Here is a 25,830-nt window from a genome sequence, read left to right on the forward strand (position 1 = left end):
GGATCAGGCTTCCGGCGCGGCGATGCGGTATCCGATGCCATGGCGGGTCTGGATCATCGGGACTTCGAAGGGCTTGTCGACCACGGCGCGCAGGCCGTGGATGTGCACGCGCAGGGAATCCGAATCCGGCAGCTCTTCGCCCCAGACCCGGGTTTCCAGTTCCTGGCGGGTGACGACGGCCGGGGAGGCTTCCATCAGTGCCTGCAGGATCTTCAGCGCGGTCGGGTTGAGCTGCAGCAGCTTGCCCTGGCGGCGCACTTCCAGCGTGTCCAGGTTGTATTCCAGATCGCCGGTTTCCAGCACGCGGGTCTGCACGCCCTTGCCGCGACGCGACAGGGCGTTCAGACGCACCTCGACTTCCTGCAGCGCGAACGGCTTGATCAGGTAGTCGTCGGCGCCGGAGTCGAAGCCGGCCAGCTTGTTGTCCAGCGAATCGCGGGCCGTCAGCATCAGCACCGGGGTCTGCTTGCGCGCCTCGTTGCGGAGCTTGCGACAGACCTCGATCCCATCCATGCCGGGCAGGTTGAGGTCCAGCACGATCGCGTCGAACTCATGGACGACCGCCAGGTGCAGGCCGGTGACGCCATCGGCGGCGAAGTCGACGGTGTGACCGCGGTCTTCGAGGTAATCGCCGAGGTTGGCGGCAATGTCGCTGTTGTCTTCGATGACGAGAATTCGCACTGGGACCTCTGATTCGTGGGGGTTCAACGGAAAGAACGGAGCCGCAGGGCAGCGATGGGAACGGGACTGCGCGACCTCACGCTGACCATACAGCGTCGATTCTTAACATTAGACACCGTCGAATGCTGGCGCAGCGTCAAAACCCAGCGGTGATCACCTGGCATCTTTGGGTTCGGAAATCCGAAGCTCGCGCTTCATCTGCCGGGCGTCTTCCGTGGCCTGGCGGCGCTGGGCCACCGTCATGCAGGTGCGCTGGGGGCGGTTGCTGCCGATCGGACGTTCGCTGCGGCAGACCATGCGACTGTCTTCCTTGGCGTTGGTCATCAAGGTATTGACCACTTCCTGGTCGTTGAAGACCTCTACTTTCTGCGGCGGGGTGAGCTGATCGAATCGCTCACGGCCCGCCATCTTGGTGCGGATACGGTCCAGAGCGGCCTGGACGCGGCTCTTGTCGGCCACGCTCAGCTCACTGTAATCCTCACTGTGCAGCGCGCGCTCGACCTTGGCCAGCTGCTCGGCAACCGGCGCATCGTCGGCAAGCGCCATCGCGGCCTCATCGGGGTTCGCCGGCGGCTTGGCATGGGCACCCAGCGAAAGACAGCCGAGCAGCGCGACAGCGATGATTCGATGCATCTGTGACATCTGCGACTTCCTTATCCACATGAATGAACGCCAACTCTACGAGGATGCACTGGGCCCGACAAGTTACTCATGGCAGGGGCCGCAGGCCCTGCGCGGGCAGAAAAAGGCCCGGACAGACGAAGCTGGCCGGGCCTGAAGGTGTTTCCCGATTACCGATCCTGCTGAGGAGGGCAGAGCTGCGGTTCGACAGAGCCTACGCCGGGGTCGATTAAACCGATGTTAAGACCTCGATCGGCATTGAAAAACCCGATCAACCCTTTGTATTTGAAGGCTTTTTCAACGAAGCGACGTGATCAATGATGCGCCCGGCCAGGTCGGCCTGGCAGATCGCCTCGATCCCCTCCAGGCCGGGGGTGGAGTTGACCTCCAGCACCAGCGGGCCGCGGCTGGAGCGGATCAGATCCACGCCGGCCACACCCAGCCCGAGCGCCTTGGCCGAGCGCACCGCCACCAGCTGCTCGGCCCGGCTGGCCTTGGCGGCGCGGGCACTGCCGCCGGCATGCAGGTTGGAGCGGAAGTCTCCCTCCGGCGCCTGCCGCTGCATCGCCCCGACCACCTGATCACCCACCACCAGGCAGCGCAGGTCGGCGCCCTGCGCCTCGCCGATGAACTCCTGCATCAGGAAGTTGGCGTAGAGCCCGCGCAGCGCCTCCACGATGCCGCGTGAGGCGCTGGCCTTCTCGGTCAGGATCACGCCACGGCCCTGGGTGCCCTCGTTGAGCTTCACCACGTGCGGCGGCGGGCCGAGCATCGAGAGCAGATCGACGGTGTCGTCCGGGTTGTCGCCGAACACCGTGACCGGCATGTCGATGCCCTTGGAGGCCAGGATCTGGTGCGCGCGCAGCTTGTCCCGCGCGCGCAGGATCGCGTCGGAGGGGTTGGGCGTGCGGGCGCCCATCATCTCGAACTGGCGCAGCACGGCCGTCCCGTAGCGGGTGACCGAAGCACCGATGCGCGGGATCACCGCGTCCACCCCGGTGATCGGCCGGCCCTTGTAATGCATGGTGAAGCCATCCGCGGCGATGCGCATGTAACAGCGCAACGGATCGAGGATGCGCACGGTATGGCCCCGCGCACGCGCGGCCTCCACCAGGCGACGCGTGGAGTACAGCTTGCTGTTGCGGGACAGGATGGCGAGTTTCATCGCGGCGCAGGGGCTGGAAAGCGCGAAGCATAGCGCGTGGCGTGTAGGCCGCGATGACGGACCGCGCTCGCGATCCAGCTGCCCGCATCCGGCACTTTCCCGCTGTTAATGGGCTGGGTGCACGCCGCGAGACCGGGGCGCCGTCTTCAACTATCAAGCAGAGCAGTGCCGTACGAGTTGTCTACAGCGCAAAGCCAGCTGCCGTCCGTTTCCCGACGAAACACGTAGGTGGCCCGGCGATCCGTCGAGATCGGAGCGCCCTCTTCATCAGTGGTATCCAGCCAGGTTTCCATGACAACCAGCGCCGTTTCCCCGCCCTCAATCACTTCCATCTTGCCTTGGCGGACCTTCAGTTTGCCGTCGAAGTAAGAAGAGATTGCCTCGAATGCGCTTTTGATCTGGTCCTTGCCCCTGGCGTACATGCCCGGCTTCACCACCAGGGTGGCGTCATCTGTGTAGAACCGCATCAGGCCATCGAAGTCCTTCGCCGATATGGATCGGTCTGCGGCTTCGATAAGGGTCTTCAGGGGATGATCGGACATTCTTGACTCCAAAAATGGCCGCGGCGGAAAAACAAAACCCGCCTCGCGGCGGGTTGCGTTGTCTGATCACAAGACGCGCTCTACCCACCCTTATGGAGGGTGGCAATAATCAACGTGCGGGCGCGTACAAGTGGCATGCAGTGACCGTATCACTGGCGTCGAAAACTGGCAAACCCGCCAGCAAGCCCCAGCTGAAGGCTGGATCGAGACACAGGCCTGACCTGAGCACAAAAATTGCGGAGGGGATCGGAGGGTGCGGAGCGGCCGGCATCCCCCAAAGCACAGGAGGATATGGAGCGGGTGAAGGGAATCGAACCCTCGTCAGTAGCTTGGGAAGCTACAGCTCTACCATTGAGCTACACCCGCAAGGCGCGGCGTAAGTCTATTCGGGCGGGGCCCTCAAACGCAACGGGCGGCACTGGGCCGCCCGTTGTTTCACGCTTTCCGGCGCCGTGCGCGGCGCCCGCGAACGGGCACTGCGCACGTTGGATCAGAAGCTGCCGCCGAAGCTGGCGAACAGCGACACGTCACGTGCACGCTTCTGCATCGTGGTGGTGCTCATGCCGATATTGCTGCTCAGGCCCCACAGGTTCAGGCGCGCACCCAGCACGGCGGTGGCGTAGTTCTTGTCGAACTCCAGGCCCGGCACCTTGTACATGCCCACGTCCGGCATGGACTGCAGCCAGGCGCTGGCCTGCTTGGTGTCCTCGAACTCATGGTCGTAGGTGACCTGCACATACGGCTTGACGTTGCCGCCGTCGAAGCGGGCCTGCCAGCCGACGCGGCCGACGGTGGAATCCGTGTCCTGGTCGCCATAGCCCAGCGCCGAGGCGCTCGGGTTGGACTCGGTGTAGCCGTCCAGCTTGACCTTCTGCCAGATCACGGCGGCGACCGGACCGTGGCGGAAGCCGCCCTCGGTGCCGAACTCGTAGCCGGCGTTCAACGCGGCGGTCAGGTTGCTGCCTTCCGGCGAGCCCTTGTGGATGCGCGTGGCCGGGCCGAGCTGCAGCTTGCGGGTCACGTCGTAATCCAGCCAGCTGTAGCTGAGCTGGCCGTTGACCCAGGCGCGGTCGCCGTACCAGCCGGCGAACAGGCCCAGGGTGGTGTCGGACTGGGTGAAGTCACCCTTGTTGTTGCCGAAATCGGCGTCCATGCGGCCATAGCCGGCGAAGCCGCCGACCACCATGCCGTCACGCGCCCAATCCACGCCGAACAGGCCGGCCGGGGCCATGCCGTCGTACAGATCGGCGTGGGCGTAGCGCTGCATGTCGCCGCGCAGGTTGCCCCACCAGCTCAGGCCGTCGGCCGGACGGCCATCGACGTGCCAGCTGACCTGGTCGGCGCGCGAGCGGCCGATGGTCTGCGCCGAGTGGGTCAGGACCTGCTGGTTGCGCGGGGCCTCCAGGATCGACAGGGTGTACTGGCCCAGCATCTCGTGGGTGGCGGTGGTCGGGTGCACGCCGTCGGCGAACACATAGCTGTTGGCCGCGTTGGGGGTGACGTAGCTGGTCGGGTTGCAGGTCAGCGAGGCGGCCGTGGTGCAGGCCGGGCTGGTCGCGTTGACGAAGCCGTACTGGCCCGGGTTGGCGACGATTTCCTGCAGGATGTGGAAGGTATCGACCGGGATCACCTGCAGGCCGGCGGCCTTCAGGCCACCGAACAGGGCGTCGTTGTACGCCTTGGCCAGCGCGGTGCCGGCCGCCATGCCTGCCGGGCCACCGGCGCGGGCGCCCGGGGTCAGGCCGACGTCGGGGATGGTCGGCACCACGATGTACTCGGCGCCGGCCGCCTTCAGCGTGCCGACGATGCCGACCTGGTCGGTGACGGCACCGGTCAGGGTCGGGACCAGAGGTGCGCCGGCCTGGATTGCGAACAGGTCGTTGGCGCCGCCCCACACGGTGTACAGCGCCTTCGGGTCGGCCTTGCCGCCGTTGGCCGCCAGGTACTGCGCGGTCTGGGTCTTGAGCGAGTACACCGGCACGGCCGGGGTACCCGGGATGAGCACCTGGCTGGTGTCCACGCCGACACGGGCGCCGCCGATGGCGTAGTTGTCACCGTTCTGGCCGTTGCCGTGGGCACCGGCGTTGGTGCCGTAGTAGTTGGCGACATGCTCGGCCCAGGTCCAGCCGGGGTTGGTGGTGGACTTGCCGGTCACCGCCTGCACCGCCGCCGGCAGCAGCGGGCGGAAGTAGCCGGAGTCGGTCAGGCTGTCGCCGATGAAGACGGTCTTGGTATACGGCGACTGCGCCATGGCCGGCGCTGCCGCCAGGGCGATGGCCACGGCCATGAGGGAACGGATCGGGCGTTTGCTGAGCAACATGGAAACTCCTTGCAGGTGGGGAAGACGGCGGGACGTACGCCGGCGCACGGTGCCATGTTTCCACTGCACCCGGCCCGCATCACGCTGCGCTGCGGCATGAACGCCCCAGCCCCGCCGCCCGGCCATCGTTGGCCTGGCGCTCGCGGCACTGTTGCCGCGCGGCGCACAGGGTACGCACTGACGGGTGATTGAAGGACAATAGCGTCATGAACATCCAGCTCAACGGCGAAAACCGCCAGCTTCCGCACACCGCGACCGTCCATGACCTGCTGCTCAGCGAGCAGCTGCTCGAGCGCCGCGTGGCGGTCGAGGTCAACGGCGAGATCGTGACCCGCAGCCAGCACGCCAGCCATGGGCTGTGCGATGGCGACGTGGTGGAGATCGTGCATGCGCTGGGCGGTGGCTGAGGCAGCATCGTGACGCGCGATAGGCGATAATTCGGGGCATGAACGCACCTGTCCCCACTGATTCGCTGGTGATCGCCGGCAAGACCTATGCTTCCCGCCTGCTCACCGGCACCGGCAAGTTCAAGGATCTGGAAGAAACCCGCCTGGCCACCGAGGCCGCGGGCGCCCGGATCGTCACCGTGGCGATCCGCCGCACCAACATCGGGCAGAACCCGGGCGAGCCGAACCTGCTCGACGTGCTGCCGCCGGACCGTTACACCATCCTGCCCAACACCGCCGGCTGCTACACCGCCGAGGACGCCGTGCGCACCTGCCGGCTGGCCCGCGAGCTGCTGGACGGCCACAACCTGACCAAGCTGGAAGTGCTGGGCGACCAGAAGAGCCTGTACCCGGATGTGGTGCAGACCCTCAAGGCGGCCGAGCAGCTGGTCAAGGATGGCTTCGAGGTGATGGTCTATACCTCCGATGATCCGATCCTGGCCAAGCGCCTGGAAGAGATCGGCTGCGCCGCGGTGATGCCGCTGGCCGCGCCGATCGGCTCGGGCCTGGGCATCCAGAACAAGTACAACCTGCTGCAGATCATCGAAGACGCCAAGGTGCCGATCATCGTCGATGCCGGCGTGGGCACGGCCTCCGATGCGGCGATCGCGATGGAGCTGGGCTGCGATGGCGTGCTGATGAACACCGCCATCGCCGGTGCACGCAACCCGGTGCTGATGGCCAGCGCGATGCGCAAGGCCGTGGAAGCGGGCCGCGAGGCTTTCCTGGCCGGCCGCATTCCGCGCAAGCGCTACGCCAGTGCGTCCTCGCCGGTCGACGGGTTGATCGGCTGATGACCAATCCTTTTGACAGCGCCGGTGCCAAGGCACCGCCCAAGCCCTTCACCATCACCGAAGGCCGCCGCGAGGTCCGCAGTTTCGTGCTGCGCCAGGGCCGCTTCACCCCCGCGCAGCAGCGTGCGTTCGACGACCGCTGGCCGCGTTTCGGGCTGGACTTCACCGGTGAGCCGCGCGATCTGGATGCCACCTTCGGGCGCGATGCGCACAAGGTGCTGGAGATCGGTTTCGGCAACGGCGCGGCGCTGCGTTTCGCCGCCCAGCAGGACCCGAGCCGCGATTACATCGGCCTGGAAGTCCACGCGCCCGGCGTCGGCCGCCTGCTCAACGCGCTGGCCGACGACAACGCCGACCACGTGCGCCTGTACCACCACGATGCCGTGGAAGTACTGGAGAAGGAAATCGCCGATGGCGCGCTGGATGAAGTGCGCATCTATTTCCCGGACCCGTGGCACAAGAAGCGCCACAACAAGCGCCGCCTGATCCAGCCCGGCTTTGCCGAGCTGCTGGTACGCAAGCTGCGCGTCGGTGGCCGCCTGCACTGCGCCACGGACTGGGAAGACTATGCCGAGCAGATGTGGGAGGTGCTCGACGCCACCGCCGGGCTGACCAACCGGGCCGGCCCGCGTGGGCAGGTGGAGCGGCCGGAATGGCGCCCGCAGACCCATTTCGAAACCCGTGGCCAGAAGCTCGGCCATGGTGTGTGGGACCTGTTGTACGACCGCACCTGATCCGACTAGGAACCGCGCCACCCCATGGATACCGCGCTGACGCTGACTACCGACATGAAGCTCGTCCTCGGGCTGGTCGGCTTCACGATGGCGATGTTCCTGTTCGAGCGCATCCGCGCCGATGTGGTGGCGCTGGTGGTGCTGGTGGTGCTCGGCGTCACCGGCCTGATCGCCCCGGAAGAAATCTTCGGGGGCTTCTCCGGTAACGCGGTGATGAGCATCATCGCCACCACCATCCTCGGCGCAGGCCTGGACCGCACCGGGGCGTTGAACCGGTTGGCGGCGTGGCTGCTGCGGCGCGGGCATGGCGTGGAGACGCGCCTGCTGATGATGACCACCGCGATCGCCGGCTTGAACTCCTCGTTCATGCAGAACCCCTCGGTGATGGCGCTGTACCTGCCGGTCGCCTCGCGCCTGGCCGCGCGCACCGGGCTGACCCTGCAGCGCCTGCTGCTGCCGATCGCCGCGGCCATCGTGATGGGCGGCGCACTGACCATGGTCGGCAACTCGCCGCTGATCCTGCTCAACGATCTGCTGGCCTCGGCCAACAACAACCTGCCCTCCGGCCTGGCCACCATCGAACCGCTGCGCATGTTCGCCCCGCTGCCGATCGGCGTGGCGCTGCTGATCGCCTCGCTGCTGTACTTCCGCTACTTCGGCGACCGCAAGCTGGTGGAGGAAGAGACGCTGGCCAACGATGGCGTCACCCCCTCGCGCACCGAAAGCTACTTCGCCAAGACCTACGGCATCGAAGGTGATGTATTCGAGCTGGTGGTCACCGCCGAAAGCCCGCTGGTCGGCATGACCCTGGGCGAAGCGGAGAACGTGCACGACGCGCCGCTGCTGCTGGCACTCAAGACCGGCAACGACACCCGTCTGGCGCCGCCGGCGGAGATGCGCATCTGGGTGGGCAGCGTGCTCGGCGTGATGGGCGCGCGCCAGCAGGTCAGCGATTTCGCGCAGAACCAGTTCCTGCGGATGTCCTCGCGCCTGAAGCACCTGGGCGACCTGTTCAACCCGAGCCGCGCCGGCATTTCCGAAGCGGTGGTGCCGCCGACCTCCGATGTGATCGGCAAGAGCGCCTCGGACCTGCGCCTGCGCAAGCAGCGCGGCATCAGCCTGCTGGCGATCAACCGCGACAAGCAGGTGATCCGCGAGGACGTGCGCAACGTGGCGCTGCGCGCCGGTGACATGCTGGTCTTCCACAGCATCTGGACCGACCTGGCGCAGGCGGCCAAGAGCCGCGACTTCGTGGTGGTCACCGACTACCCCAAGGGCGAACAGCGCCCGCACAAGTTCAAGATCGCGATGAGCATTTTCGCCATCACCATCCTGATCGCGCTGACCTCCAAGCTGCCGGTGGCGCTGACCCTGATGACCGGCGTGGCCGGCATGCTGCTGACCGGCGTGCTGCGCATGGACGAGGCCTATGCCTCGATCAACTGGAAGACGGTGTTCATGATGGCCGGGCTGATTCCGCTCGGCTGGGCGATGGACAGCAGTGGCGCGGCGGCGTGGATCGCCGGCCACACCATCGACCGCCTGCCGACCGGCATCCCGGTCTGGGTGCTGGAAATCGCGTTGGCGTTGTTGACCACGATGTTCTCGCTGGTGATCAGCCATGTAGGCGCGACGATCGTGATGGTGCCCATCGCGGTGAACCTGGCACTGGCGGCCGGGGGCAGCCCGACCGCGTTCGCGCTGATCGTGGCGTTGTCGGCCTCCAACAATCTGATGACGGCCTCCAACCCGGTGATTTCGATGATCACCGGCCCGGCCAATTACACCCCGCGCGAGCTGTGGCGCGTCGGCGCCCCGCTGTCGTTGATCTATACGGTGGTCGTGGTGCTGATGATCAACCTGATGTTCTAGGGAGTGCCGGCCGTCAGGTAATGGGTGGCCGGCCGTTCGTCGTCATCCCAACCAGACCTGCCCATCGCGCACCTGCACGGGCACCGCGCGCAGGCGATCACCGCGGCACGGTCCAGCTACGCAGTCGCCGTTGTCCAGGGAGAACGAGGCCCCGTGCGCCGCGCAGACGAGGTGGCCTTCCCTGCTTTTCAGGAACTGGCCCGGGGCCCAGTCCAGCCGGCGGCCGGCGTGCGGGCAGATATTCAGCCACGCACGCACCTGGTCGCCCTGGCGGTACAGCACCACCGACTCGCTGTCGCCCTCGATGCTGGCGTCGACCTCGGCAAAACCCCCGTCGGCAATGGCCTGCAGGGTGATCAGGGCGGTGGCGGTGGTCTCGGGCAGGGACATGGCATCCAGCAGCAGGCAACGGAAACCGTAGTGTCTCACGCGCTCATGTCACTGGCTCCCGGATGAATACAAGTCATTGATTTGCAATGTGTGCGGGGTACGTTTAACGCTTTTTTCACTCAGTCACAAAGGCCAGCACGGATACTCATCCACTGCTGACCTCAGCCAAAAAGAGTGCCATGTACAGCCGCATCTTCCAGTTCAACCAGTTCCGCACCCTGTTCGCGCCGCGCAAGCCGCGCCACCCGCTGGTGCGCGTCGCGGTCGGTCTGTTGGGCCTGGCGATCCTGGCCGCGCTGGTGTTCGTTGGTGTATTCGTGGGCGCGGCGATGATCATCGCCGGCCTGGCATGGAAGCTGCTCGCCCAGCGCAAGAATGCGCGCACCGCTCCGTCGCAGGTCGTGGACGGTGAATACCGCGTGGTCCGCAAGCAGGCCTTGCCGATGTCGCGTTGATCGACGCGCTTCCCTCCTGATGACGGCCGCGCCCTGCGCGGCCGTTTCTGTTGTGGGAGCGGAAAGGAGCGGGAAAACGCTCTAGACTGCGGCGAAACCTCTCCACAGGACGCGCGCATGACCGATGTAATCCCCACGCCCGAGCAGCCCCGCATTCCGGTCGCCGGTGGCGGTACTTTCCCGGTGCGCCGGATCTACTGTGTGGGCCGCAACTTCGCCGATCACGCGCGCGAAATGGGCGCGGCCGTGCCCGCCGCCGATGATCGCGGCCGCCCGATGTTCTTCAGCAAGCCGGCCGATGCGATCGTGGTCGGGCATGACGATGTGATCCCCTACCCGCGCGCCACCCAGGACCTGCACCACGAAGTGGAGCTGGTGGTGGCGATCGGCAGGGACGCGCCTGCCGGGGAACTGCCGGTCGACCAGGCCGAAGCGCTGGTGTTCGGTTACGGCGTCGGCCTGGACCTGACCCGCCGCGATCTGCAGGCGCAGGCCAAGGCCAAGGGCCACCCGTGGGACCCGGCCAAGGGCTTCGATCAGTCCGCCCCGGTGAGCGAGCTGGTGCCGGCCGGCGAAGTCGGCGATCTGGCCGCGCTCAACCTCTCGCTGGAGATCAATGGCGAAGTGCGCCAGCAGTCGCTGCTGGACCAGATGATCTGGAACGTGCCGGAAATCCTGCACGAGCTCTCCAAGCTGTGGGCGCTGCGCGCGGGCGATCTGGTCTTCATGGGGACGCCGTCGGGCGTGGCCGCATTGAAGCCGGGCGACCGTTTCAGCGCACGTCTGGAAAACGTGGCCGAGCGCCACGGCATCATCGCCGGATGACAATCGCTGCGTTACGCTGCGGCGTCATTTGATTCCCCACTACGACAGGAGAGCCCGATGGGTGTACTGACTGAGTTCAAAGAATTCGCCATGCGTGGCAACGTCATCGACCTGGCGGTCGGTGTGGTCATCGGTGCGGCGTTCGGCAAGATCGTCACCGCGCTGGTGGACAAGATCATCATGCCGCCGCTGGGCTGGGTGATCGGCCGCGTGGACTTCTCCGAACTGGCGTGGACCCTGGCCCCGGCGCGCATTGCGCCCGATGGCAAGGAGATCCCGGCGGTGGTGATCGGCTACGGCGACTTCCTCAATACCGTGGTGCAGTTCGTGATCGTGGCCTTTGCGATCTTCATGGTCGTGAAGTTCATCAACCGCCTGGCCCGCAAGAAGCAGGCCGAGCCGGCCGCCCCGGCGGCACCGAGCGAAGAAGTGCTGCTGCTGCGCGAGATCCGCGACAACCTCAAGCAGTAAGACCCCACCCCCGGTAGTGCCGGCCTGAAAACCCCGCTCCGGCGGGGTTTTCGCGTTTGGAAAACAGCATTCGCCGGAGCATGACCTCCCGCCCATGTACGCGCCGGACAGACTGGTAAGCTCGGACGCTTCCGCCCCGTTTCCCGGAGTTCGTCCCATGCGTCGCCGCGTCCTTGCCATCGCATCTTCCCTCGCCCTGCTGGCCGCGCCCGCGTTCGCGGCGACCGGTATCACCACGCTGCCCCCCACATCGCTGGCCACCGCCGCCGAGCTGCGCGAGCAGGCCCTGAAGGATGACACCGGCTGGAAGGTGGTCGAGTCACTGACCACCGAGATCGGCCCGCGCATCGCCGGCAGTGAAGCCGACGCGCGCGCCGTCGCGTGGGCGGTGGCCAAGTTCAAGTCACTGGGCTTTGACAAGGTCTGGACCGAGCCGGTCACCTTCCCCAAGTGGGAGCGCCGCAGTGAGCACGCCGAGGTGATCGGCAAGCACGCCCAGCCGCTGACCATCACCGCGCTCGGCGGCAGCCCCGGTGGCACGGTGGAGGCGGAAGTGGTGCGCTTCGCTGACCTGGCCGCGCTGCAGGCCGCGCCCGAGGGGTCGCTGAAGGGCAAGATCGCCTTCGTCGATTACCAGATGACCGCCTACCGCGATGGCCGCGACTACGGCAACGGCGGCGCGGTGCGCAGCAAAGGCCCCTCCGAGGCCATCCGCAAGGGCGCGATCGGCTTCGTGATGCGCTCGGCCGGCACCGATTCGCACCGCGTGCCGCATACCGGCATCACCCGCTTTGATGACGGCCTGACCCCGGTACCCGCCGCGGCGCTGTCGGTGCCCGATGCCAACCAGCTGGCGCGCCTGGTCGCGCTGGGCAGCACCACGCTCAAGCTCAGCCTGGATTGCGGCTGGGACGGCAAGGCAACCTCGTACAACGTGATCGGCGAGATCACCGGGCGCAGCCTGCCCAAGGAAGTGGTGGTGATCGGCGGTCACCTGGACTCCTGGGACCTGGGCACCGGCGCGGTGGATGATGGGGCCGGCGTTGGCATCACCATGGCCGCCGGCCACCTGATCGGCCAGCTCAAGCAGGCGCCCAAGCGCACCATCCGCGTGGTCGCCTTCGCCAATGAAGAGCAGGGCCTGTATGGCGGCAAGGCATATGCCGAGGCGCACGCCAAGGACGTGGTGCTGCACCAGCTCGCGGCCGAGAGCGATTTCGGCGCCGGCCGCATCTACGCCTTCAATACCGGCTCGCCGAATCCGGCCAGTTCGCGCGAGGCGACCCGCCAGATCGCCGAGGTGCTCAAGCCGCTCGGCATCGAGTACGCCGCCGACAAGGGCGGCCCGGGCCCGGACGTGGGCCCGCTGGCCGCCAAGGGCGGCGCGTGGGCGTGGTTGGCGCAGGACGGCAGTGACTACTTCCACCTGCACCACACCGCCGACGACACCCTGGACAAGATCGACCCCGCCGCCCTGGCGCAGAACGTGGCCGCTTACACCGTGTTCGCTTACCTGGCGGCCGAGGCCGATGGCAGCTTCGGCAGCGAAGCCAAGCCGACCACGCCGCCGAGCGAGTAATCCCGGGCAACGGGCGTGGCCATCCCGGCCACGCCCGTTGCTGCCGCGATCATCAGCCAGGCATGCGTTTTGCCGCCGCGATGTCTTTCCACAAAGCTGCGTTGCGGATGCCGATCCGCTCGGGATCGAAACACGGATCCAGGCCGGCCCGCTGCTGTTGTTCGTAGTCGCGCAGTGCCAACAACGCCGGCCGGTGCATCAACAGCAACGCGATGATGTTCAACCACGCCATCATGCCAACCCCGATATCACCCAATGACCAGGCGACGGTCGCGGTGTTGAGCGCCGAATAGGTGACCGCGCCCAGGAACGCAAGCCTGAACAGCAGCAGCGCCAGCGGCGATCGATGGTTGCGACGCAGATACACCACGTTGGTCTCGGAGATGTAATACAGCGCCAGCAGCGTGGTGAAGGCGAACGGCAGAATCGCCAGGGCAACGAAGGCGGACCCGAAGCCGGGGAGCACCGATTCGACCGCATGCTGGACGAAGCTCGGCCCCGCTTCCAGTCCCGGCACATGGGCCACGATCATCCGCATCCCACCGCCTGCCACCTCTGCCTGGGCGGGGTCATGCACGTTGTACGCACCCGTGACAAGGATCAGGAAGGCCGTCGCACTGCAGACCACCAGCGTGTCGATGTAGATGGAGAACGACTGCACCAGGCCCTGTTTGACCGGATGGCTGACCTCGGCGGCGGCGGCAGGGTGCGCGCCGGTGCCCATGCCCGCCTCGTTGGACAGCACGCCGCGCCGGACGCCCCACATGATCGCTGCACCGATCATGCCGCCGAACGCAGCGTCCGTACCGAATGCACTGCGCACGATCAGCATGAACATCTCAGGCACGGCCTGCAGGTTGAAGACCACCGCGATCGCCGCCACCAGCAGGTACGCCACCGCCATGAACGGAACGACAAACTGCGCTACCTGCGCGATGCGACGCACGCCGCCGAAAATCACCAGCGCCAGCACCATGACCACCCCGGCCGCCGAGGCCCACGCCGGGACCTCCCACGCATGTGACAGCGACGCCGCGATGGCATTGGACTGGGTACCCGGCAGGAACAGACCGGCACCGATCACCGTGCTCAATGCGAACAGGCACGCATACCAACGTTGCCCAAGACCTTTCTCGATGTAGTACGCCGGGCCGCCGCGGTACAGGCCTTCGGCATCGCGCTGTTTGTAGATCTGCGCAAGCGTGGACTCGATGAAGGCGCTGGAGGCCCCGAAGAAGGCCACGATCCACATCCAGAAGATCGCGCCGGGCCCACCGTAGGCGATGGCCATCGCCACGCCTGCGATGTTGCCCACGCCGACCCGGCTGGACAGGGAAATGCTCAAGGCCTGGAATGAGGACACGCCGGCGGCCGACGCGCGCGATTGAAACATCAACCTCACCATGTCCGGCAACCTGCGCAGCTGGACGAAGCGGGTACGCACACTGAAATAAAGGCCTGCCAGCAGACACAGCCCAACCAGCGCAGGGCTCCAGATCACACCGAGAATCCAGCCAATGGCCGCTTCCACACTCATGGGGTACTCCTTATCGTGTCGGCGGGATGCCGTATGGCATCCACGAGCTTTGGTCGTTGCATCAGAAGTACATGCCCAAGGCCACCTGCGGGCTGATGAAGTGGCCGCTGTTGCGCCCGGCGACACTGAATTCCACGCCGGCGATCAGGCCGATCTTCGGAGTGAAGTGGTATTCGATTGCAGGTGCCAGAGTCAGGCTCGTGCTGGCAGGACGCACCTCATCGATGTGCTGCGCGATTCCCTGCGCATCGGGTGCATAGCCGATGAGGCGATGACGGGTTTCGCGACTCGCGGCCGCCTCCATCACCGCGACCCATCGGGGGTTGATGCTGTATTCGGCGGCCAGCGAGCCCGACAGCGTGGATCCGCGCGCGACGCTGCCGCGGAAGCCTGCGGGGGTGTCGTACACGCTGTGGCCGTGTACCGCCACACGTGCCGGTGCCGGGCTGGCGCTCAGTTGCCCGCGCCAGCGCAGCGGCCGGTCATTGGGCATCCACACCACCTGCTGGATGCCCAGCGCCAGGCTGGTGCGCTGGACGCCATCGCCCTGCGCATTGAGCGGATTGCCGCCAACCCGGTCGTGGCTGCCGGTGGCGTAGCGCTGGCTCAACGCCAACGAAACCGCTGGGCGGGTGCCATCGGCGCTCGGTGCCTGCAGCAGATACTGCAGCCTGGCAGTGGTATCGCCCGCGCGGAAGCCACTGCTGCGGGCGCTCCCCGATTCGGCACGGACCGCGCTCAGGTTGGCCTGCACCGTGACCCGCTCGCCGAGCCCATAGATGATCGGCATCACTGCCAGCCAGGCACCACTGTCCTGCGCGCTGCGATGGCGGTTACCGGCGCCGTCGTAGCTGGAGCGGCTGTCGACGCGGATCAGGTAAGGCTCCACGTACAGGTGCCCCTGCGCCACACCCGCAGGATTGGGCGTGATGAGCGGACCGGTGAAATTGGCATCGTCGAGGCTGCGCGCCTGCGCCCCACCCGGCGCGCAGAGGGTGGCACCGGCAACGACGGCGGCGACAAGGGGAATCAGACGGATCGAATGCGACAACGGCAAGGTCATGGACATCTCCGGAAGAATGGGCGGCGGCGCAGAGGTGCACCGACGCGCCAATCTGCACACGCTGCTGGCGGCCGGAAATGCTCAAAATCGTGAAACATCGTGTTTTGTGAGGGATCGCACAGCCCACATGCGCACGCCGCTCGAATGTCGCGGGAAACGGAAAGAGCAGTAGATCGCGAGGAGTCAATCGATCGCATTGCTAGATCGAAAGACCGCTGTTACGCCAGCGTGCAATGACGCGACGGCCTCGTTCGTACCGGCGAATGTCGGTGGGGAAGACAAAAAAAAGCCCGGTCGCAATGCGACCGGGCTACCGGGATAACGTCACACCCCACGCGGTGAGCGCCGCTAGACCTTCGCGGTCCGGACAAGCGGATCGCCGCGCTGCGGGGGTGTCTCTCCTCATCCACGCAGCACAGCGTCCACCCCGCACTGTGCGCAGTTTTCACTGCATGCACTATGCGATTAATCCGAAAGCGATGTAGTCACGACGATTTCGGTGAAACCGATCACACCGTGGGTGGCGCGAATGACGCCGCGCTCCCCCCGAAATTGCACGCTGTGGTCAAACGCGACTGCGTCCGTACCACTGCGCCAACAGGACTGCCGTCGCCGAAGCGACGTTGAGGCTTTCCACGACACCGGTACCCGGGATCGAGACCTGATGGTCACAGTCCTGGGCCAGCGCGCGGTCCATGCCTTCGCCTTCGGCGCCCATCACATACACCAGCCGCGATGGCAGCGCCGTGGCGAACAGATCATCGCCGCTCTCCACCAGCGTGGCCGCCAAGCTCAAACCGGCGGCACGCAATTGGGCCATCGCCTCGGGCAGCGCCGGCAGGCGCACCAGCGGCACGGCCTCGGCACCGCCTTCGGCCACGCGCGCGGCCGCACCGGACAGCGCCAGCGTCGAGTCCGGCGGCAACAGCAGCCCGGCCACACCGAAGTGCGCCGCCGAGCGCAGGATCGCGCCGAAGTTGTGCGGGTTGCCCACGCCATCCAGCCACAGGGCCAGCACCGGCTTCCCGGCCGGCAGCGTGGCCAGCCATTCATCCAGCGCCAGCATCGGCGCGCGCAGCACGTCGGCCACCAGGCCTTCGTGATGCGTGGTGGCGGCGAGCTTGTTCAGATCGCCGTCTTCCACCACGCGGTAGCCGACGCGGTTGGCCACGCACCACTTCAGCACCGGCTGCATGCGCGGAATCAGCGCCTCGGTGAGGTACAGCTTGCGCAGCGCCTGCGGGCGATGCTCGAACAACGCCTGCACGGCGTTCCAGCCATACAGGCGCAGCTCGTCGCTGCCACGGCCGGGCGGCGGCGGGGTGCCACCTTCGCGGGGCGGCAGCGGCGTGGCGCGCGGCGGCCGCGAGGACGGACGGCGCGCATTCTTCCAGGGATCATTCACTACGGGACAGCTCCAGCTTGCGGGTACGCCAGAAATCGGCGTTCTTGATGCCCAGGGCATCGGGGTCGAAAATCGGATCCAGGCCGAGCTTCTTCTGGCGCTCATAGTCGCGCAGCGCCAGCATCGCCGGCTTCTGCACGATCAGGATCGCGATGATGTTCAACCACGCCATCAGGCCCACCCCGATGTCGCCCAGCGCCCAGGCCAGGCCGGCGTTGTGGAAGGCACCGAAGATCACCATGCCGATGATGCCCAGGCGCAGCAGCAGCACGGTCAGCGGGCGCTTGGCGTTGTGGTTGATGTAGCTCAGGTTGGTTTCGGCCATGTAGTAATAGGCCATGATCGTGGTGAAGGCGAAGAAGAAGATCGCGATCGCCACGAAGCCTGCGCCCCAGCCCGGCAGCACGGTTTCCACCGCGGCCTGCGCGTAGCCGGCACCTTCAGCCACGCCGGCCAGGCCGGCGAACACGGGCGCGCCGCCAGCCACCGGCGAGTACACGTTGTAGGTGCCTGCGGCCAGGATCAGGAAGGCGGTGGCGGTGCACACCATCATGGTGTCGAAATAGATCGCGAAGGCCTGCACGTAACCCTGCTTGGCCGGGTGCGAGACCTCCGAGGCGGCTGCCGCGTGGGGGCCGGTACCCTGGCCGGCCTCGTTGGCATAGATGCCGCGCTTGACGCCCCACTCCACCGCCAGGCCCATCATGGCGCCGAACGCGGCGTGCGCGCCGAAGGCGCTGCTGAAGATGATGTTGAACATCTCCGGCACGCGCTCGTAGTTGAGGATCATGATGACGATGGCCATCAGGATGAAGCCGGCGGCCATGAACGGCACCACCACTTCGGCAAAGCTGGCGATGCGCTTGACCCCGCCGAAGATGACCACGCCCAGCAGCAGCGCGACCACGATGCCGATGCCCAGCTTGAGCGCCTGCACCGATTCCAGGCCCATGACCTGGCCATCCAGCGGCCCGCACAGGGCGCCACCACGGCAGGCATTGATGATGCTGTCGGCGATGGCATTGGCCTGCACGCCCGGCATCAGGAAGCCGGCGGCGATGATGGTCGCCACGGCGAAGGCCAGCGCGTACCACTTCAGGCCCATGGCCTTTTCGATGTAGTACGCCGGACCACCACGGTAGCGGCCTTCGGCATCCTTGGTCTTGTAGATCTGCGCCAGGGTGCACTCCACATACGACGTCGAGGCGCCGAGGAAGCCCATCACCCACATCCAGAAGATCGCGCCGGGGCCGCCGAAGGCGATCGCGGTGGCCACGCCGGCGATGTTGCCGATACCCATGCGGCCGGCCATGGACATGGCCAGTGCCTGGAACGAGGACACACCCGCCTCGGATTTTTCACCCTGTACGGTCAGGCGGCACATCTCCACGAACCCGCGGATCTGCATGAACCGGGTGCGGGCACTGAAATACAGGCCTGCGGCAAGACACAGGAAAATCAGAGCCTTGCTCCAGATGATCCCATTGATGAAATGGACTACTTCTTCCACGCGCTCTCTCCAGTCGGCGGAAACAAAAGGAACGTCCCCGTCGGCTGGGACCCGGTCGATTCTCCACGATCCGCGCCGGGCTGCGTAGTGGCAATTTCGATGAATGGGCGGCAATGCCGCCCATTCCGGTCAGGCATGGCCGCCCACGGAGGGGGTTTCCGCTTCCTGGCGGGCCAGTTCGCGCGCCACCGCTTCGGGCGAACGCGTGTACGGGGCCAGCAGCGAGTAGAAGGCGGGCACCACGAACAACGACAGGAAGGTGGACACGGTCACGCCGAAGATCACCACCACGCCGATCGTGCCGCGGCTGGCCGAACCGGGGCCACCGGCCACCACCAGCGGGATCGCACCGACCACGGTGGCGATGGAGGTCATCAGGATCGGACGCAGGCGGACCATGGCCGATTCGACGATGGCCTGGTGGACGTTGCGGCCTTCATCGCGCAGCTGGTTGGCGAACTCCACGATCAGGATGCCGTTCTTGGCCGCCAGGCCGACCAGCATCACGATGCCGATCTGGCTGAACAGATTGATCGTGCCGCCGCTGACATACAGCCCCAGCAGCGCGCCGAGCACGCCCAGCGGCACGGTCAGCATGATCACCAGCGGATGGATGAAGCTCTCGAACTGCGCGGCCAGCACCAGGAACACCACTAGCAGGGCCATCGCAAAGGTCAGCAGCACGGCGCTGCCGGCGTTCTGGTACTCACGTGATTCGCCCTTCCAGCTGATCTGCGCGTGCTGCGGCAGCTCTTCGCTGGCCACCTGCTGGGCCCAGGCGATGGCTTCACCCAGCGGATAGCCCGGGGCCAGGCCGGCATTGATGGTGATCGAGCGCAGCCGGTTGAAGCGGTTGAGGCTGCCGGCCTCGGCCACTTCGCTGAGCGTGACCAGGTTGGACAGCGGCACCAGTTCGCCGCCACTGGCGCGCACGCGGATCGCAGCCAGATCCGACGGCGAGGCGCGGCCTTCGCGACCGGCCTGGACCAGCACGTCGTACTCCTCGCCGTTGTCGACGAAGGTGGTGACGCGGCGCGAGCCCATCATGGTTTCCAGCGCGCTGCCGATCGCGGTGACCGACACGCCCAGATCGGCCGCACGCTGGCGGTCGATGTTCACGCGCATCTGCGGGCGCGTTTCCTTGTAGTCCGAATCCGTGCCGACCAGGCCGGGGTTGTCGGCCATGCGCAGCAGCATGCGGTCACGCCATTGCGCGATTTCCGCGTATTCCGGGCCACCGAGCACGATCTGGAACGGCTGGCCCTGGCTGCGGACCAGGCCGCCACCGACCTGGGTGCGCACGCGCACGCCACGCAGATCATTGAGGTGGGTCTGCAGTTCGGCCGCCACGTCCGGGGTGGAGACATCGCGCTGGCGCCACGGCTGCAGGAACACGCTGATCCGGCCGGTATGCATTTCTTCGCTGGAGCCCCAGCCACCGGGAACGCGCGGGTTCGCACGCACGATCGGCTCGTCCTCGCCGACGAAACCGGAGACGATCTTCTCGACCTGCTGGACCTGGCCGACGGTGTAGTCGAAGCCGGCGCCTTCCGGGCCGTCGATCATGATCTGGAACGAGCCGCGGTCTTCGGCCGGGGCCAGTTCGGAGGGCAGCACCTTGAGCAGCAGCGCGCTGGCCAGCAATGAGAGGATCATCACCACGATGTAGACCCAGGTGCGGGTCACGTGCGCTTCCAGGAAGCGGCCGTACGCGCCCGACAGGCGATCCAGGTTGCGGTTGATGACCCCGTGCAGGCCCTTCGGCGCCTGGCCGGTGTGCGGCTTGAGCAGCTTGGAGGCCATCATCGGGGTGAGCGTCAGCGAGACGAACGCGGACAAGGCTACCGCCGCGGCCAGCGCGACGGCCAGCTCACGGAACAGGCGGCCGGTGTTGCCTTCCAGGAAGCCGACCGGCAGGAACACCGCGACCAGCACGGCGGTGGTGGCGATCACCGCGAACGCCACCTGGGTGGTACCGCGTTTGGAGGCGACCAGCGGCGGCTCGCCCAGATCGATGCGGCGCTGGACGTTTTCCACGACCACGATGGCGTCATCCACCACCAGGCCGATACACAGCACCAGCGCGAGCAGGGTCAGCAGGTTGATCGAGAAACCGAAGGCATACAGGGCGATGAAGGCGGCGATCAGACAGACCGGCACCGTGACTGCGGGAATCAAGGCGGCACGGAAACTGCCCAGGAATAGCCAGATCACCGCCAGCACCAGCAGCATCGCCTCGACCAGTGTGGCGTAGACGCGATCGACAGCGGCCTCGATGAAGGTGGTGTTGTCGAAGGCGACGAAGATGCGCGTACCCTCCGGCAGCGTGCTGCTGATCCGGTCGGCTTCGGCGCGCGCTTCGCGGGCGACATCCAGCGCGTTGGCGGTGGAGGTCTTGACGATGCCCAGGCCGATGTTCGGCTCGCCGTTGCTGCGGTAGTAGGCGCGGCGCTCGGAGGAGGCCAGTTCGATCTTGGCCACATCGCCCATGCGCACCACGTAGCCGTCGGCGCCCTTGCCGAGCGGGATGCCGGCAAAGTCTTCGGGTTTGACGTAGTTGCGCTCTACGCGCAGGGTGAAATCGCGGTCGGTGGATTCGATGCGGCCGGCGGGCAGCTCGACGTTCTCGTTGCGCAGAGCGGTTTCCACATCGCCCACGGTCAAACCACGCGCGGCGAGCTGGTCGCGGTCCAGCCAGATCCGCATCGCATAGCGCTGGCGGCCACCGATGCGCACCTGGGCCACGCCATCCAGGCTGGAGAAGCGATCGACGATGTAGCGGTCGGCGTAATCGCTCAGCTCCAGCGTATCCATCGAGGTCGAGCTCATGTTGAGCCAGATGATGGGATCGGCGTCGCTCTCGACCTTCGCGATTTCCGGCGGCCGGGCCTCTTCGGGCATGCGGTCGGCCACGCGGCTGACCGCATCGCGCACGTCGTTGGCGGCCGCTTCGATATCGCGGTTGGAGGTGAATTCGATGCTGACCTGCGAGCGCCCGTTGGAGCTGCGCGCATTGATGGTATCGATGCCTTCGATGCCGGCCAGGGCATCTTCCAGCACCTGGGTGATGCGGCTTTCGATGACCGCCGCCGAGGCACCCGTGTAATCGACCGAGACCGAGACGATCGGCGGATCGATCGCCGGCAGTTCGCGCAGCGTCAGGCGGGTGAACGACATGAAGCCCAGCACCACCAGCAGCAGGCTCATCACCACGGCGAAGACCGGCCGCTGGATGGAAATATCGGAAAGCTTCATCCGGCGGTGTCCGGTTCAGCCGCGGCAGCGGCGGCCGGCGTGGCCGGTGCCGCCTCTTCGGCCTGGATCTTCAGGCCCGGGCGCAGCTTGCCGGTGCCATCCACGACGATGCGGTCACCGGCGGCGAGGCCATCGCGGATTTCGACCACGCCGCTGCGGCGCGCGCCGGCGGTGATGTCCACGCGCTCCACCACCTGGTCCGGTTTGACCCGGAACACATACGAATCGCGTCCGACCTGCACCACGGCGATTTCAGGAATCACCAGCGCCTGGCGCTCGGGGCGGAACATGCGCACATCCAGCAGCATGCCCGGGCGCAGGGCGTGGTCGGCGTTGATGAAATCGGCGCGCACGGTCACCGCACGCGTGCCCGGATCCACGCGGGTATCGATGGTGGCGACCTGCCCTTCAAAGTTGCGGCCCGGGTAGGCCACGCTGGTCGCGTTGACTTTGTCGCCGGTGCTCAGCGAGGCCAGCTCGGCTTCGGGCACCTGGAAGTCCACGTGCATGCGCTCGATGTCGTCCAGCGTGGTGATCGCGGTGCTGGGCGTGACCAGCGAACCGGCGCTGACCTGGCGGATGCCAAGCACGCCGGCGAAGGGCGCGCGCACGCGGCGATCACCGATATCCGACTGCATCTCACGCACGCGTGCATCGGCGGCATCGCGGATGGCGCGCTGCGTATCCAGGGTGGAGCTGGCCACCAGCTGCTGGGCGGCGAGTTCGCGCTGGCGCTTGTACAGCTGGTCCGCTTCCAGGAAGGTGGCCTGGGCCTGCAGCAGCGCGGCTTCCTGGGCCTGCCCGCGCAGGGTCACCAGCGGCGTGCCGGCACTGACCTGCTGCCCGCTTTCGAAGTGCACCGTCTCGATGATTTCGCTGACCTTGGCGGTGACCGTGACCGATTCGCGCGCCTTGGCCGTGCCCAGTGCCTGCAGGGTGTCGCTCCATGCCGAGGTCTGCACCACCTGGGTGGTGACCGGTACGGCGTCTGCCTGCCGGCGAGCGGCCTCGTCTTTGCTGCCACACCCAGCCAACGCGACCAGGGTGATGCCAGCGGCGAAGCGCGCTGCGATGCGTCCCAACATGTAATCCATTCCCGGTTGTTTCTCGACCGCCGAGTGTATAGAGGGGTCGAGCCGGGGCATATGTGCCAAGCGTTTACCGGCCTCTTCACATCCGCCGGTGACGGGCGAAAGCCTTTCCGTGCTGGGGCCTGCACCGGATGTATCGCCATGTATCGACGCATGTCGAAATGCGCGGGCGGCGCCGGGTGGTCGCGCCCGGCAGCGGCAGAGGCCGGGCGGGAGGCTTTGCCCCCGCCCGGCCGTGAGGCTCAGTAACGATAGTTCACTTTCAGCCAGGCGGTGCGGCCGGGCTCGTTGATGCGCACCGGGTCGGCCGGGAAGCCGAAATCGGCGCTGCCGGCCAGGTTCAGGTGCTCGCTGTAGGTGCGGTCGAACAGGTTGTCCACGCCGGCACTGACCAGCAGCGCTGCGTTGACCCGGTAGCTGGCGTTCAAGGCCAGGGTGGCGAAGCCGGCGCTGGGGCCCAGGTCGCGGGCGACCACGTTGCCCTGCCCGGCTGCCACGCGCCCCTGGCGGGATACGGCACGCGCCAGCGCCCCCACGCTCCAGCGGTCGCCTTCCCAGGCCGTGCTGAACCGGGCTTCCAGCGGCGGCATCTGCGGCAGCGCGCCGCCGTCGCTGCGGTTCTCGCCCCAGGCGTAGGCCAGTGTGCCGCCGAGCTTCCACTGCCGGGCCAGCTGCCATTCCGCACCCGCCTCGGCACCGGCGATGCGCGCGTCGACGTTGGTGGCCTGGCTGCTGCTGCCCATCATGCCGCCGTCGCGGTAGGTGAACAGGATGTAGTCCTGGAGGCGCCCGGCATACGCCGAGACCCAGGCGTTGAGGCGATCGGTGCGGTACTGCAGGCCCAGATCGAGCTGGGTGGTCTTCTCCGGCTGCACACCGCTGAAGGCGTTGATCGCGCCCACCGGGCCGAGATCCGGCGAGAACAGTTCCCAGTAGTCGGGCATGCGCTCGCTGTGGCCAACGCCGGCGTACCAGGTCAACGCGGGCGCGATGTCGCGCTCGAACCGGACGAAGCCGCTGCCCAGGTTCTCGCGACGGGTCTGCCCGGCGGTGGGATTGGGCATCGCCATCATGCCGGCGGTGGCGCGCTCGTCCTTCACTTCGGCGCGGTCGATGCGCAGGCCACCGACCCAGCGTTGCGCGGTGCCCTCGCCCAGGGTGATTTCGGTGAACGCCCCGAGGTTCTCCAAGCGTGCGTCGGTACGCCACGGCTGCTGGCGGTACACGTTGCGACCCATCGCGCTGCGGCTGCGATGACGGCTGTCCTGCGCATCCACGCCGGCCACGATGGCGATGTCCTGCCAGCGCCATTCCGAAGCGATACGGCCACCGGTGGTGCGGCGATCAACGTTGGAGGCCATCGGCATCGGCATGCTGCTGGCCGGGTTCGGCGTGCGCAGCGTGTAGTTGTCCATCACGTGGTCGGCGTCGTTGTAGTACAGGTTGGCCTGCAGCTTGTCCCACGCACCGGGCAGGTTGCCCTTCTCGAAGCGGGCGGCGTAGCTGGTGCGCTTGAACGCGGCACCGTCCATGCCGCGGCCGGCGTAGCGCGCGATCGCATCGCCGGTGCCGGCCGACAGCTCCAGCACGGTATCGGCATCGGGCGTCCAGCCGACCGCGACATCGCTGTTCCACTTGCGCCACCTGGAGGGCACCACATCGCCGTTGCCGTCCTTGTAGTCATCCGATTCGGAGCGGTTGCCGTTGACGCGCACATAGCCCGGCGATGCGCCGGCGGTGAGATCGAGCACCTGGTCGTTGCGGTTGCGCGAGCCGACCAGCGCACTGGCGTTGATGTCCATGCCCGGTTGATCGAAACGCGGCGTATCGCGCTCGAAGCGCACCGTGCCGGCCGAGGCACCGGCGCCCCAGCGCACGCTCTGCGGCCCCTTGATGATGGTCAGCCGGTCGAAGGTTTCCGGGGCGATGTAGGACAGCGGGTTGTCCATCCGCGAGGGACACGCGCCGATCAGGTTGCCCTCGTTGCTGACGATGTTCAGGCGCGAGCCGAACATACCGCGCAACACCGGATCGCCGTTGGTGCCGCCGTTGCGGACCGCGGCGAAGCCGGGAACCGTCTTCAGGTAATCGGCGCCATCGCTGGCCGGCACCGGCTGCCGCGGCAGGCGCGGATCGGTGACCCAGTGCAGCGGTGAGGACGGCGCGGTGGCGGTGACCACCAGCGTATCGAGGGTGCGGGCATCGTCATTGGCCGCATGCAGCGGTAGCGCGACCAGGGCCAGCGAGAGAGAAACAGACAGGCGCGTCAGTGCGCCCGCGCTGCGGGAAGAAACCGTCATGGTGGAACTCCAGAAAAACACGCAGGCACGCGCCGCCATCACGGCGACACGGGCAGGAAGGGCGGTGGTTTCAGGAGAGTGCGGGCGGGCCGCGCGCGGCGTGGGCCGGCCAGCGCAGGCTGCGAGGCGTGGGGACCGCGCGCAGCACGCGCGGTGCGATCACCGGCATCGCCGGCAACAGCAGGATCAGCACCGCCAGCCACGGCATCAGCCGCGAGGCCATCATGCAGTACTCGCAGGCGTCGCCATGCCCGGCATGCTCGCTCATCGGTGGCGACGATGCGGGGGTGTCGTGGGCGCTTGGCAGGGCGTGCGTCGGCATGGGCTGCATCGCCATGTCATGGCGCGCCATGTCGTGCTGCTGCATGTCGTGGTGGTGCACGTCGCGCTGCGCGATGTCGTGCTGCATGCCGTGCCCCGCGTGCGCATCCGGCGGCGCAGGCAGCGCGTGGGTCATGCCGGTCGGCATCAGCATCACCGGCGCCCCGGCATGCGCCTGCTGCCAGCGGCTGAGCAGCGGCGCCAGCGCCATCAGCAGCGTCGCCACGAAGGCAAGCTGCAGAAAAACGGCATACGGGCGACGGCGGACGTTCACCCCGTCATGGTAGCGCCCGACCGTGGGCCGGGCAGCCCGAAACCCTGCGACCAACCGTCGCAGTGGCCTTCTCGAAGCACCCCACCGACCCCCTCAACCCTCTGGAGAAAAGCCCCCTTCTGTTGAAGGAGGCGCGCCAACGGCGCGGGGTAGAGGGGGAATGCGCGGGCAGACCATCA

The 25,830-nt window shown here is 67.0% G+C and carries 22 protein-coding genes and 1 tRNA gene; 8 read left to right on the forward strand and 15 right to left on the reverse strand.

Annotated elements, in window-relative coordinates:
• Window positions 1-3: 3 nt before the first annotated feature.
• The 6 genes from BIZ42_RS05475 to BIZ42_RS05500 all read right to left on the reverse strand — a co-directional run bounded on the left by BIZ42_RS05475 (window position 4) and on the right by BIZ42_RS05500 (window position 5,329).
• On the reverse strand, window positions 4-681 hold the full coding sequence (locus tag BIZ42_RS05475; protein ID WP_019183933.1) for a response regulator transcription factor: 678 nt from the start codon (window positions 679-681) through the stop codon (window positions 4-6).
• 153 nt (window positions 682-834) lie between these two features.
• Window positions 835-1,323 carry a hypothetical protein gene (locus BIZ42_RS05480; RefSeq protein WP_237393560.1) on the reverse strand — a complete coding sequence of 163 codons (489 nt, stop codon included), beginning with the start codon at window positions 1,321-1,323 and terminating at the stop codon, window positions 835-837.
• 250 nt (window positions 1,324-1,573) lie between these two features.
• Entirely contained in the window at window positions 1,574-2,467 is an 894-nt protein-coding gene (gene rimK / locus BIZ42_RS05485; RefSeq protein ID WP_019183931.1) for a 30S ribosomal protein S6--L-glutamate ligase, read from the reverse strand.
• 146 nt (window positions 2,468-2,613) lie between these two features.
• Window positions 2,614-3,009, reverse strand: coding sequence for an SgcJ/EcaC family oxidoreductase (locus tag BIZ42_RS05490; protein ID WP_070425795.1), 396 nt, complete (start codon window positions 3,007-3,009; stop codon window positions 2,614-2,616).
• 292 nt (window positions 3,010-3,301) lie between these two features.
• A tRNA-Gly gene (locus tag BIZ42_RS05495) sits at window positions 3,302-3,375 on the reverse strand.
• A 124-nt stretch (window positions 3,376-3,499) separates the two neighbouring features.
• Window positions 3,500-5,329, reverse strand: a complete 1,830-nt coding sequence (locus BIZ42_RS05500) for an autotransporter domain-containing esterase (RefSeq protein WP_019183929.1) — start codon at window positions 5,327-5,329, stop codon at window positions 3,500-3,502.
• A gap of 206 nt (window positions 5,330-5,535) precedes the next feature.
• Here BIZ42_RS05500 and thiS point away from each other — a divergent pair, with 206 nt between their 5' ends.
• The 4 genes from thiS to BIZ42_RS05520 are packed head-to-tail and all read left to right on the forward strand — an operon-like array spanning window position 5,536 to window position 9,175.
• Window positions 5,536-5,736 carry a sulfur carrier protein ThiS gene (gene thiS / locus BIZ42_RS05505; protein ID WP_019183928.1) on the forward strand — a complete coding sequence of 67 codons (201 nt, stop codon included), beginning with the start codon at window positions 5,536-5,538 and terminating at the stop codon, window positions 5,734-5,736.
• 38 nt (window positions 5,737-5,774) lie between these two features.
• Window positions 5,775-6,569: a thiazole synthase gene (locus BIZ42_RS05510; protein ID WP_070425796.1), complete on the forward strand. Its 795-nt coding sequence runs from the start codon at window positions 5,775-5,777 to the stop codon at window positions 6,567-6,569.
• Window positions 6,569-7,303, forward strand: a complete 735-nt coding sequence (trmB, locus tag BIZ42_RS05515) for a tRNA (guanosine(46)-N7)-methyltransferase TrmB (protein WP_070425797.1) — start codon at window positions 6,569-6,571, stop codon at window positions 7,301-7,303. Before BIZ42_RS05510 ends, trmB begins: the two co-directional genes overlap by 1 nt.
• Before the next feature lie 24 nt (window positions 7,304-7,327).
• Complete coding sequence (locus BIZ42_RS05520; protein ID WP_019183925.1) at window positions 7,328-9,175, forward strand: SLC13 family permease; 1,848 nt, start codon at window positions 7,328-7,330, stop codon at window positions 9,173-9,175.
• 42 nt (window positions 9,176-9,217) lie between these two features.
• Here BIZ42_RS05520 and BIZ42_RS05525 read toward each other — a convergent pair whose 3' ends face one another.
• A complete protein-coding gene (locus tag BIZ42_RS05525; protein ID WP_070427453.1) occupies window positions 9,218-9,565 on the reverse strand; it encodes a Rieske (2Fe-2S) protein in 348 nt (115 codons plus the stop codon).
• Window positions 9,566-9,744: 179 nt separating this feature from the next.
• Here BIZ42_RS05525 and BIZ42_RS05530 point away from each other — a divergent pair, with 179 nt between their 5' ends.
• From BIZ42_RS05530 to BIZ42_RS05545, 4 genes are all read left to right on the forward strand, one after another.
• The gene (locus BIZ42_RS05530) at window positions 9,745-10,020 is read left to right on the forward strand and encodes a hypothetical protein (protein ID WP_019183923.1); all 276 of its coding nucleotides are present in this window, start codon (window positions 9,745-9,747) and stop codon (window positions 10,018-10,020) included.
• Window positions 10,021-10,137: 117 nt separating this feature from the next.
• Complete coding sequence (locus BIZ42_RS05535) at window positions 10,138-10,845, forward strand: fumarylacetoacetate hydrolase family protein (protein ID WP_070425798.1); 708 nt, start codon at window positions 10,138-10,140, stop codon at window positions 10,843-10,845.
• Between the two features lie 57 nt (window positions 10,846-10,902).
• Window positions 10,903-11,316 (forward strand): large-conductance mechanosensitive channel protein MscL, encoded by a 414-nt coding sequence (mscL, locus tag BIZ42_RS05540; RefSeq protein ID WP_019183921.1) that lies wholly within the window; start codon window positions 10,903-10,905, stop codon window positions 11,314-11,316.
• 157 nt (window positions 11,317-11,473) lie between these two features.
• Window positions 11,474-12,895, forward strand: a complete 1,422-nt coding sequence (locus tag BIZ42_RS05545) for a M28 family peptidase (RefSeq protein WP_070425799.1) — start codon at window positions 11,474-11,476, stop codon at window positions 12,893-12,895.
• Window positions 12,896-12,947: 52 nt separating this feature from the next.
• On the opposite strand, the gene BIZ42_RS05550 is transcribed toward BIZ42_RS05545, so the two are convergent.
• The 8 genes from BIZ42_RS05550 to BIZ42_RS05585 form a co-directional block, all read right to left on the reverse strand.
• Window positions 12,948-14,432 carry an alanine/glycine:cation symporter family protein gene (locus BIZ42_RS05550; protein WP_070425800.1) on the reverse strand — a complete coding sequence of 495 codons (1,485 nt, stop codon included), beginning with the start codon at window positions 14,430-14,432 and terminating at the stop codon, window positions 12,948-12,950.
• Window positions 14,433-14,493: 61 nt separating this feature from the next.
• The gene (locus tag BIZ42_RS05555) at window positions 14,494-15,495 is read right to left on the reverse strand and encodes a hypothetical protein (protein ID WP_216636708.1); all 1,002 of its coding nucleotides are present in this window, start codon (window positions 15,493-15,495) and stop codon (window positions 14,494-14,496) included.
• Between the two features lie 565 nt (window positions 15,496-16,060).
• On the reverse strand, window positions 16,061-16,840 hold the full coding sequence (locus BIZ42_RS05560) for a TrmH family RNA methyltransferase (protein WP_237393584.1): 780 nt from the start codon (window positions 16,838-16,840) through the stop codon (window positions 16,061-16,063).
• A gap of 52 nt (window positions 16,841-16,892) precedes the next feature.
• Complete coding sequence (locus BIZ42_RS05565; RefSeq protein WP_019183918.1) at window positions 16,893-18,410, reverse strand: alanine/glycine:cation symporter family protein; 1,518 nt, start codon at window positions 18,408-18,410, stop codon at window positions 16,893-16,895.
• Between the two features lie 129 nt (window positions 18,411-18,539).
• Complete coding sequence (locus BIZ42_RS05570) at window positions 18,540-21,665, reverse strand: efflux RND transporter permease subunit (protein WP_019183917.1); 3,126 nt, start codon at window positions 21,663-21,665, stop codon at window positions 18,540-18,542.
• Window positions 21,662-22,750: an efflux RND transporter periplasmic adaptor subunit gene (locus tag BIZ42_RS05575; RefSeq protein WP_026069891.1), complete on the reverse strand. Its 1,089-nt coding sequence runs from the start codon at window positions 22,748-22,750 to the stop codon at window positions 21,662-21,664. The genes BIZ42_RS05570 and BIZ42_RS05575 overlap by 4 nt, the downstream gene beginning before the upstream one ends.
• A 248-nt stretch (window positions 22,751-22,998) precedes the next feature.
• On the reverse strand, window positions 22,999-25,056 hold the full coding sequence (locus BIZ42_RS05580; RefSeq protein WP_070427454.1) for a TonB-dependent copper receptor: 2,058 nt from the start codon (window positions 25,054-25,056) through the stop codon (window positions 22,999-23,001).
• 70 nt (window positions 25,057-25,126) lie between these two features.
• Complete coding sequence (locus tag BIZ42_RS05585) at window positions 25,127-25,588, reverse strand: hypothetical protein (protein ID WP_237393585.1); 462 nt, start codon at window positions 25,586-25,588, stop codon at window positions 25,127-25,129.
• Between the last annotated feature and the right edge of the window lie 242 nt (window positions 25,589-25,830).

The organism is Stenotrophomonas sp. LM091 (genome assembly GCF_001806305.1).
Classification (GTDB): Bacteria; Pseudomonadota; Gammaproteobacteria; order Xanthomonadales; family Xanthomonadaceae; genus Stenotrophomonas; species Stenotrophomonas bentonitica_A.

Bases quoted from the DNA above. Each gene is read 5' to 3' on its own strand.
- BIZ42_RS05545 (WP_070425799.1), top strand. From the start codon at position 11,474: ATGCGTCGCCGCGTCCTTGCCATCGCATCTTCCCTCGCCCTGCTGGCC.
- rimK (WP_019183931.1), bottom strand. From the start codon at position 2,467: ATGAAACTCGCCATCCTGTCCCGCAACAGCAAGCTGTACTCCACGCGT.
- BIZ42_RS05510 (WP_070425796.1), top strand. From the start codon at position 5,775: ATGAACGCACCTGTCCCCACTGATTCGCTGGTGATCGCCGGCAAGACC.
- BIZ42_RS05555 (WP_216636708.1), bottom strand. From the start codon at position 15,495: ATGACCTTGCCGTTGTCGCATTCGATCCGTCTGATTCCCCTTGTCGCC.
- BIZ42_RS05500 (WP_019183929.1), bottom strand. From the start codon at position 5,329: ATGTTGCTCAGCAAACGCCCGATCCGTTCCCTCATGGCCGTGGCCATC.
- mscL (WP_019183921.1), top strand. From the start codon at position 10,903: ATGGGTGTACTGACTGAGTTCAAAGAATTCGCCATGCGTGGCAACGTC.
- BIZ42_RS05530 (WP_019183923.1), top strand. From the start codon at position 9,745: ATGTACAGCCGCATCTTCCAGTTCAACCAGTTCCGCACCCTGTTCGCG.
- BIZ42_RS05550 (WP_070425800.1), bottom strand. From the start codon at position 14,432: ATGAGTGTGGAAGCGGCCATTGGCTGGATTCTCGGTGTGATCTGGAGC.
- BIZ42_RS05520 (WP_019183925.1), top strand. From the start codon at position 7,328: ATGGATACCGCGCTGACGCTGACTACCGACATGAAGCTCGTCCTCGGG.
- BIZ42_RS05585 (WP_237393585.1), bottom strand. From the start codon at position 25,588: ATGGCGCTGGCGCCGCTGCTCAGCCGCTGGCAGCAGGCGCATGCCGGG.
- BIZ42_RS05490 (WP_070425795.1), bottom strand. From the start codon at position 3,009: ATGTCCGATCATCCCCTGAAGACCCTTATCGAAGCCGCAGACCGATCC.
- thiS (WP_019183928.1), top strand. From the start codon at position 5,536: ATGAACATCCAGCTCAACGGCGAAAACCGCCAGCTTCCGCACACCGCG.
- BIZ42_RS05580 (WP_070427454.1), bottom strand. From the start codon at position 25,056: ATGACGGTTTCTTCCCGCAGCGCGGGCGCACTGACGCGCCTGTCTGTT.
- BIZ42_RS05535 (WP_070425798.1), top strand. From the start codon at position 10,138: ATGACCGATGTAATCCCCACGCCCGAGCAGCCCCGCATTCCGGTCGCC.
- BIZ42_RS05480 (WP_237393560.1), bottom strand. From the start codon at position 1,323: ATGTCACAGATGCATCGAATCATCGCTGTCGCGCTGCTCGGCTGTCTT.
- trmB (WP_070425797.1), top strand. From the start codon at position 6,569: ATGACCAATCCTTTTGACAGCGCCGGTGCCAAGGCACCGCCCAAGCCC.
- BIZ42_RS05570 (WP_019183917.1), bottom strand. From the start codon at position 21,665: ATGAAGCTTTCCGATATTTCCATCCAGCGGCCGGTCTTCGCCGTGGTG.
- BIZ42_RS05525 (WP_070427453.1), bottom strand. From the start codon at position 9,565: ATGTCCCTGCCCGAGACCACCGCCACCGCCCTGATCACCCTGCAGGCC.
- BIZ42_RS05575 (WP_026069891.1), bottom strand. From the start codon at position 22,750: ATGTTGGGACGCATCGCAGCGCGCTTCGCCGCTGGCATCACCCTGGTC.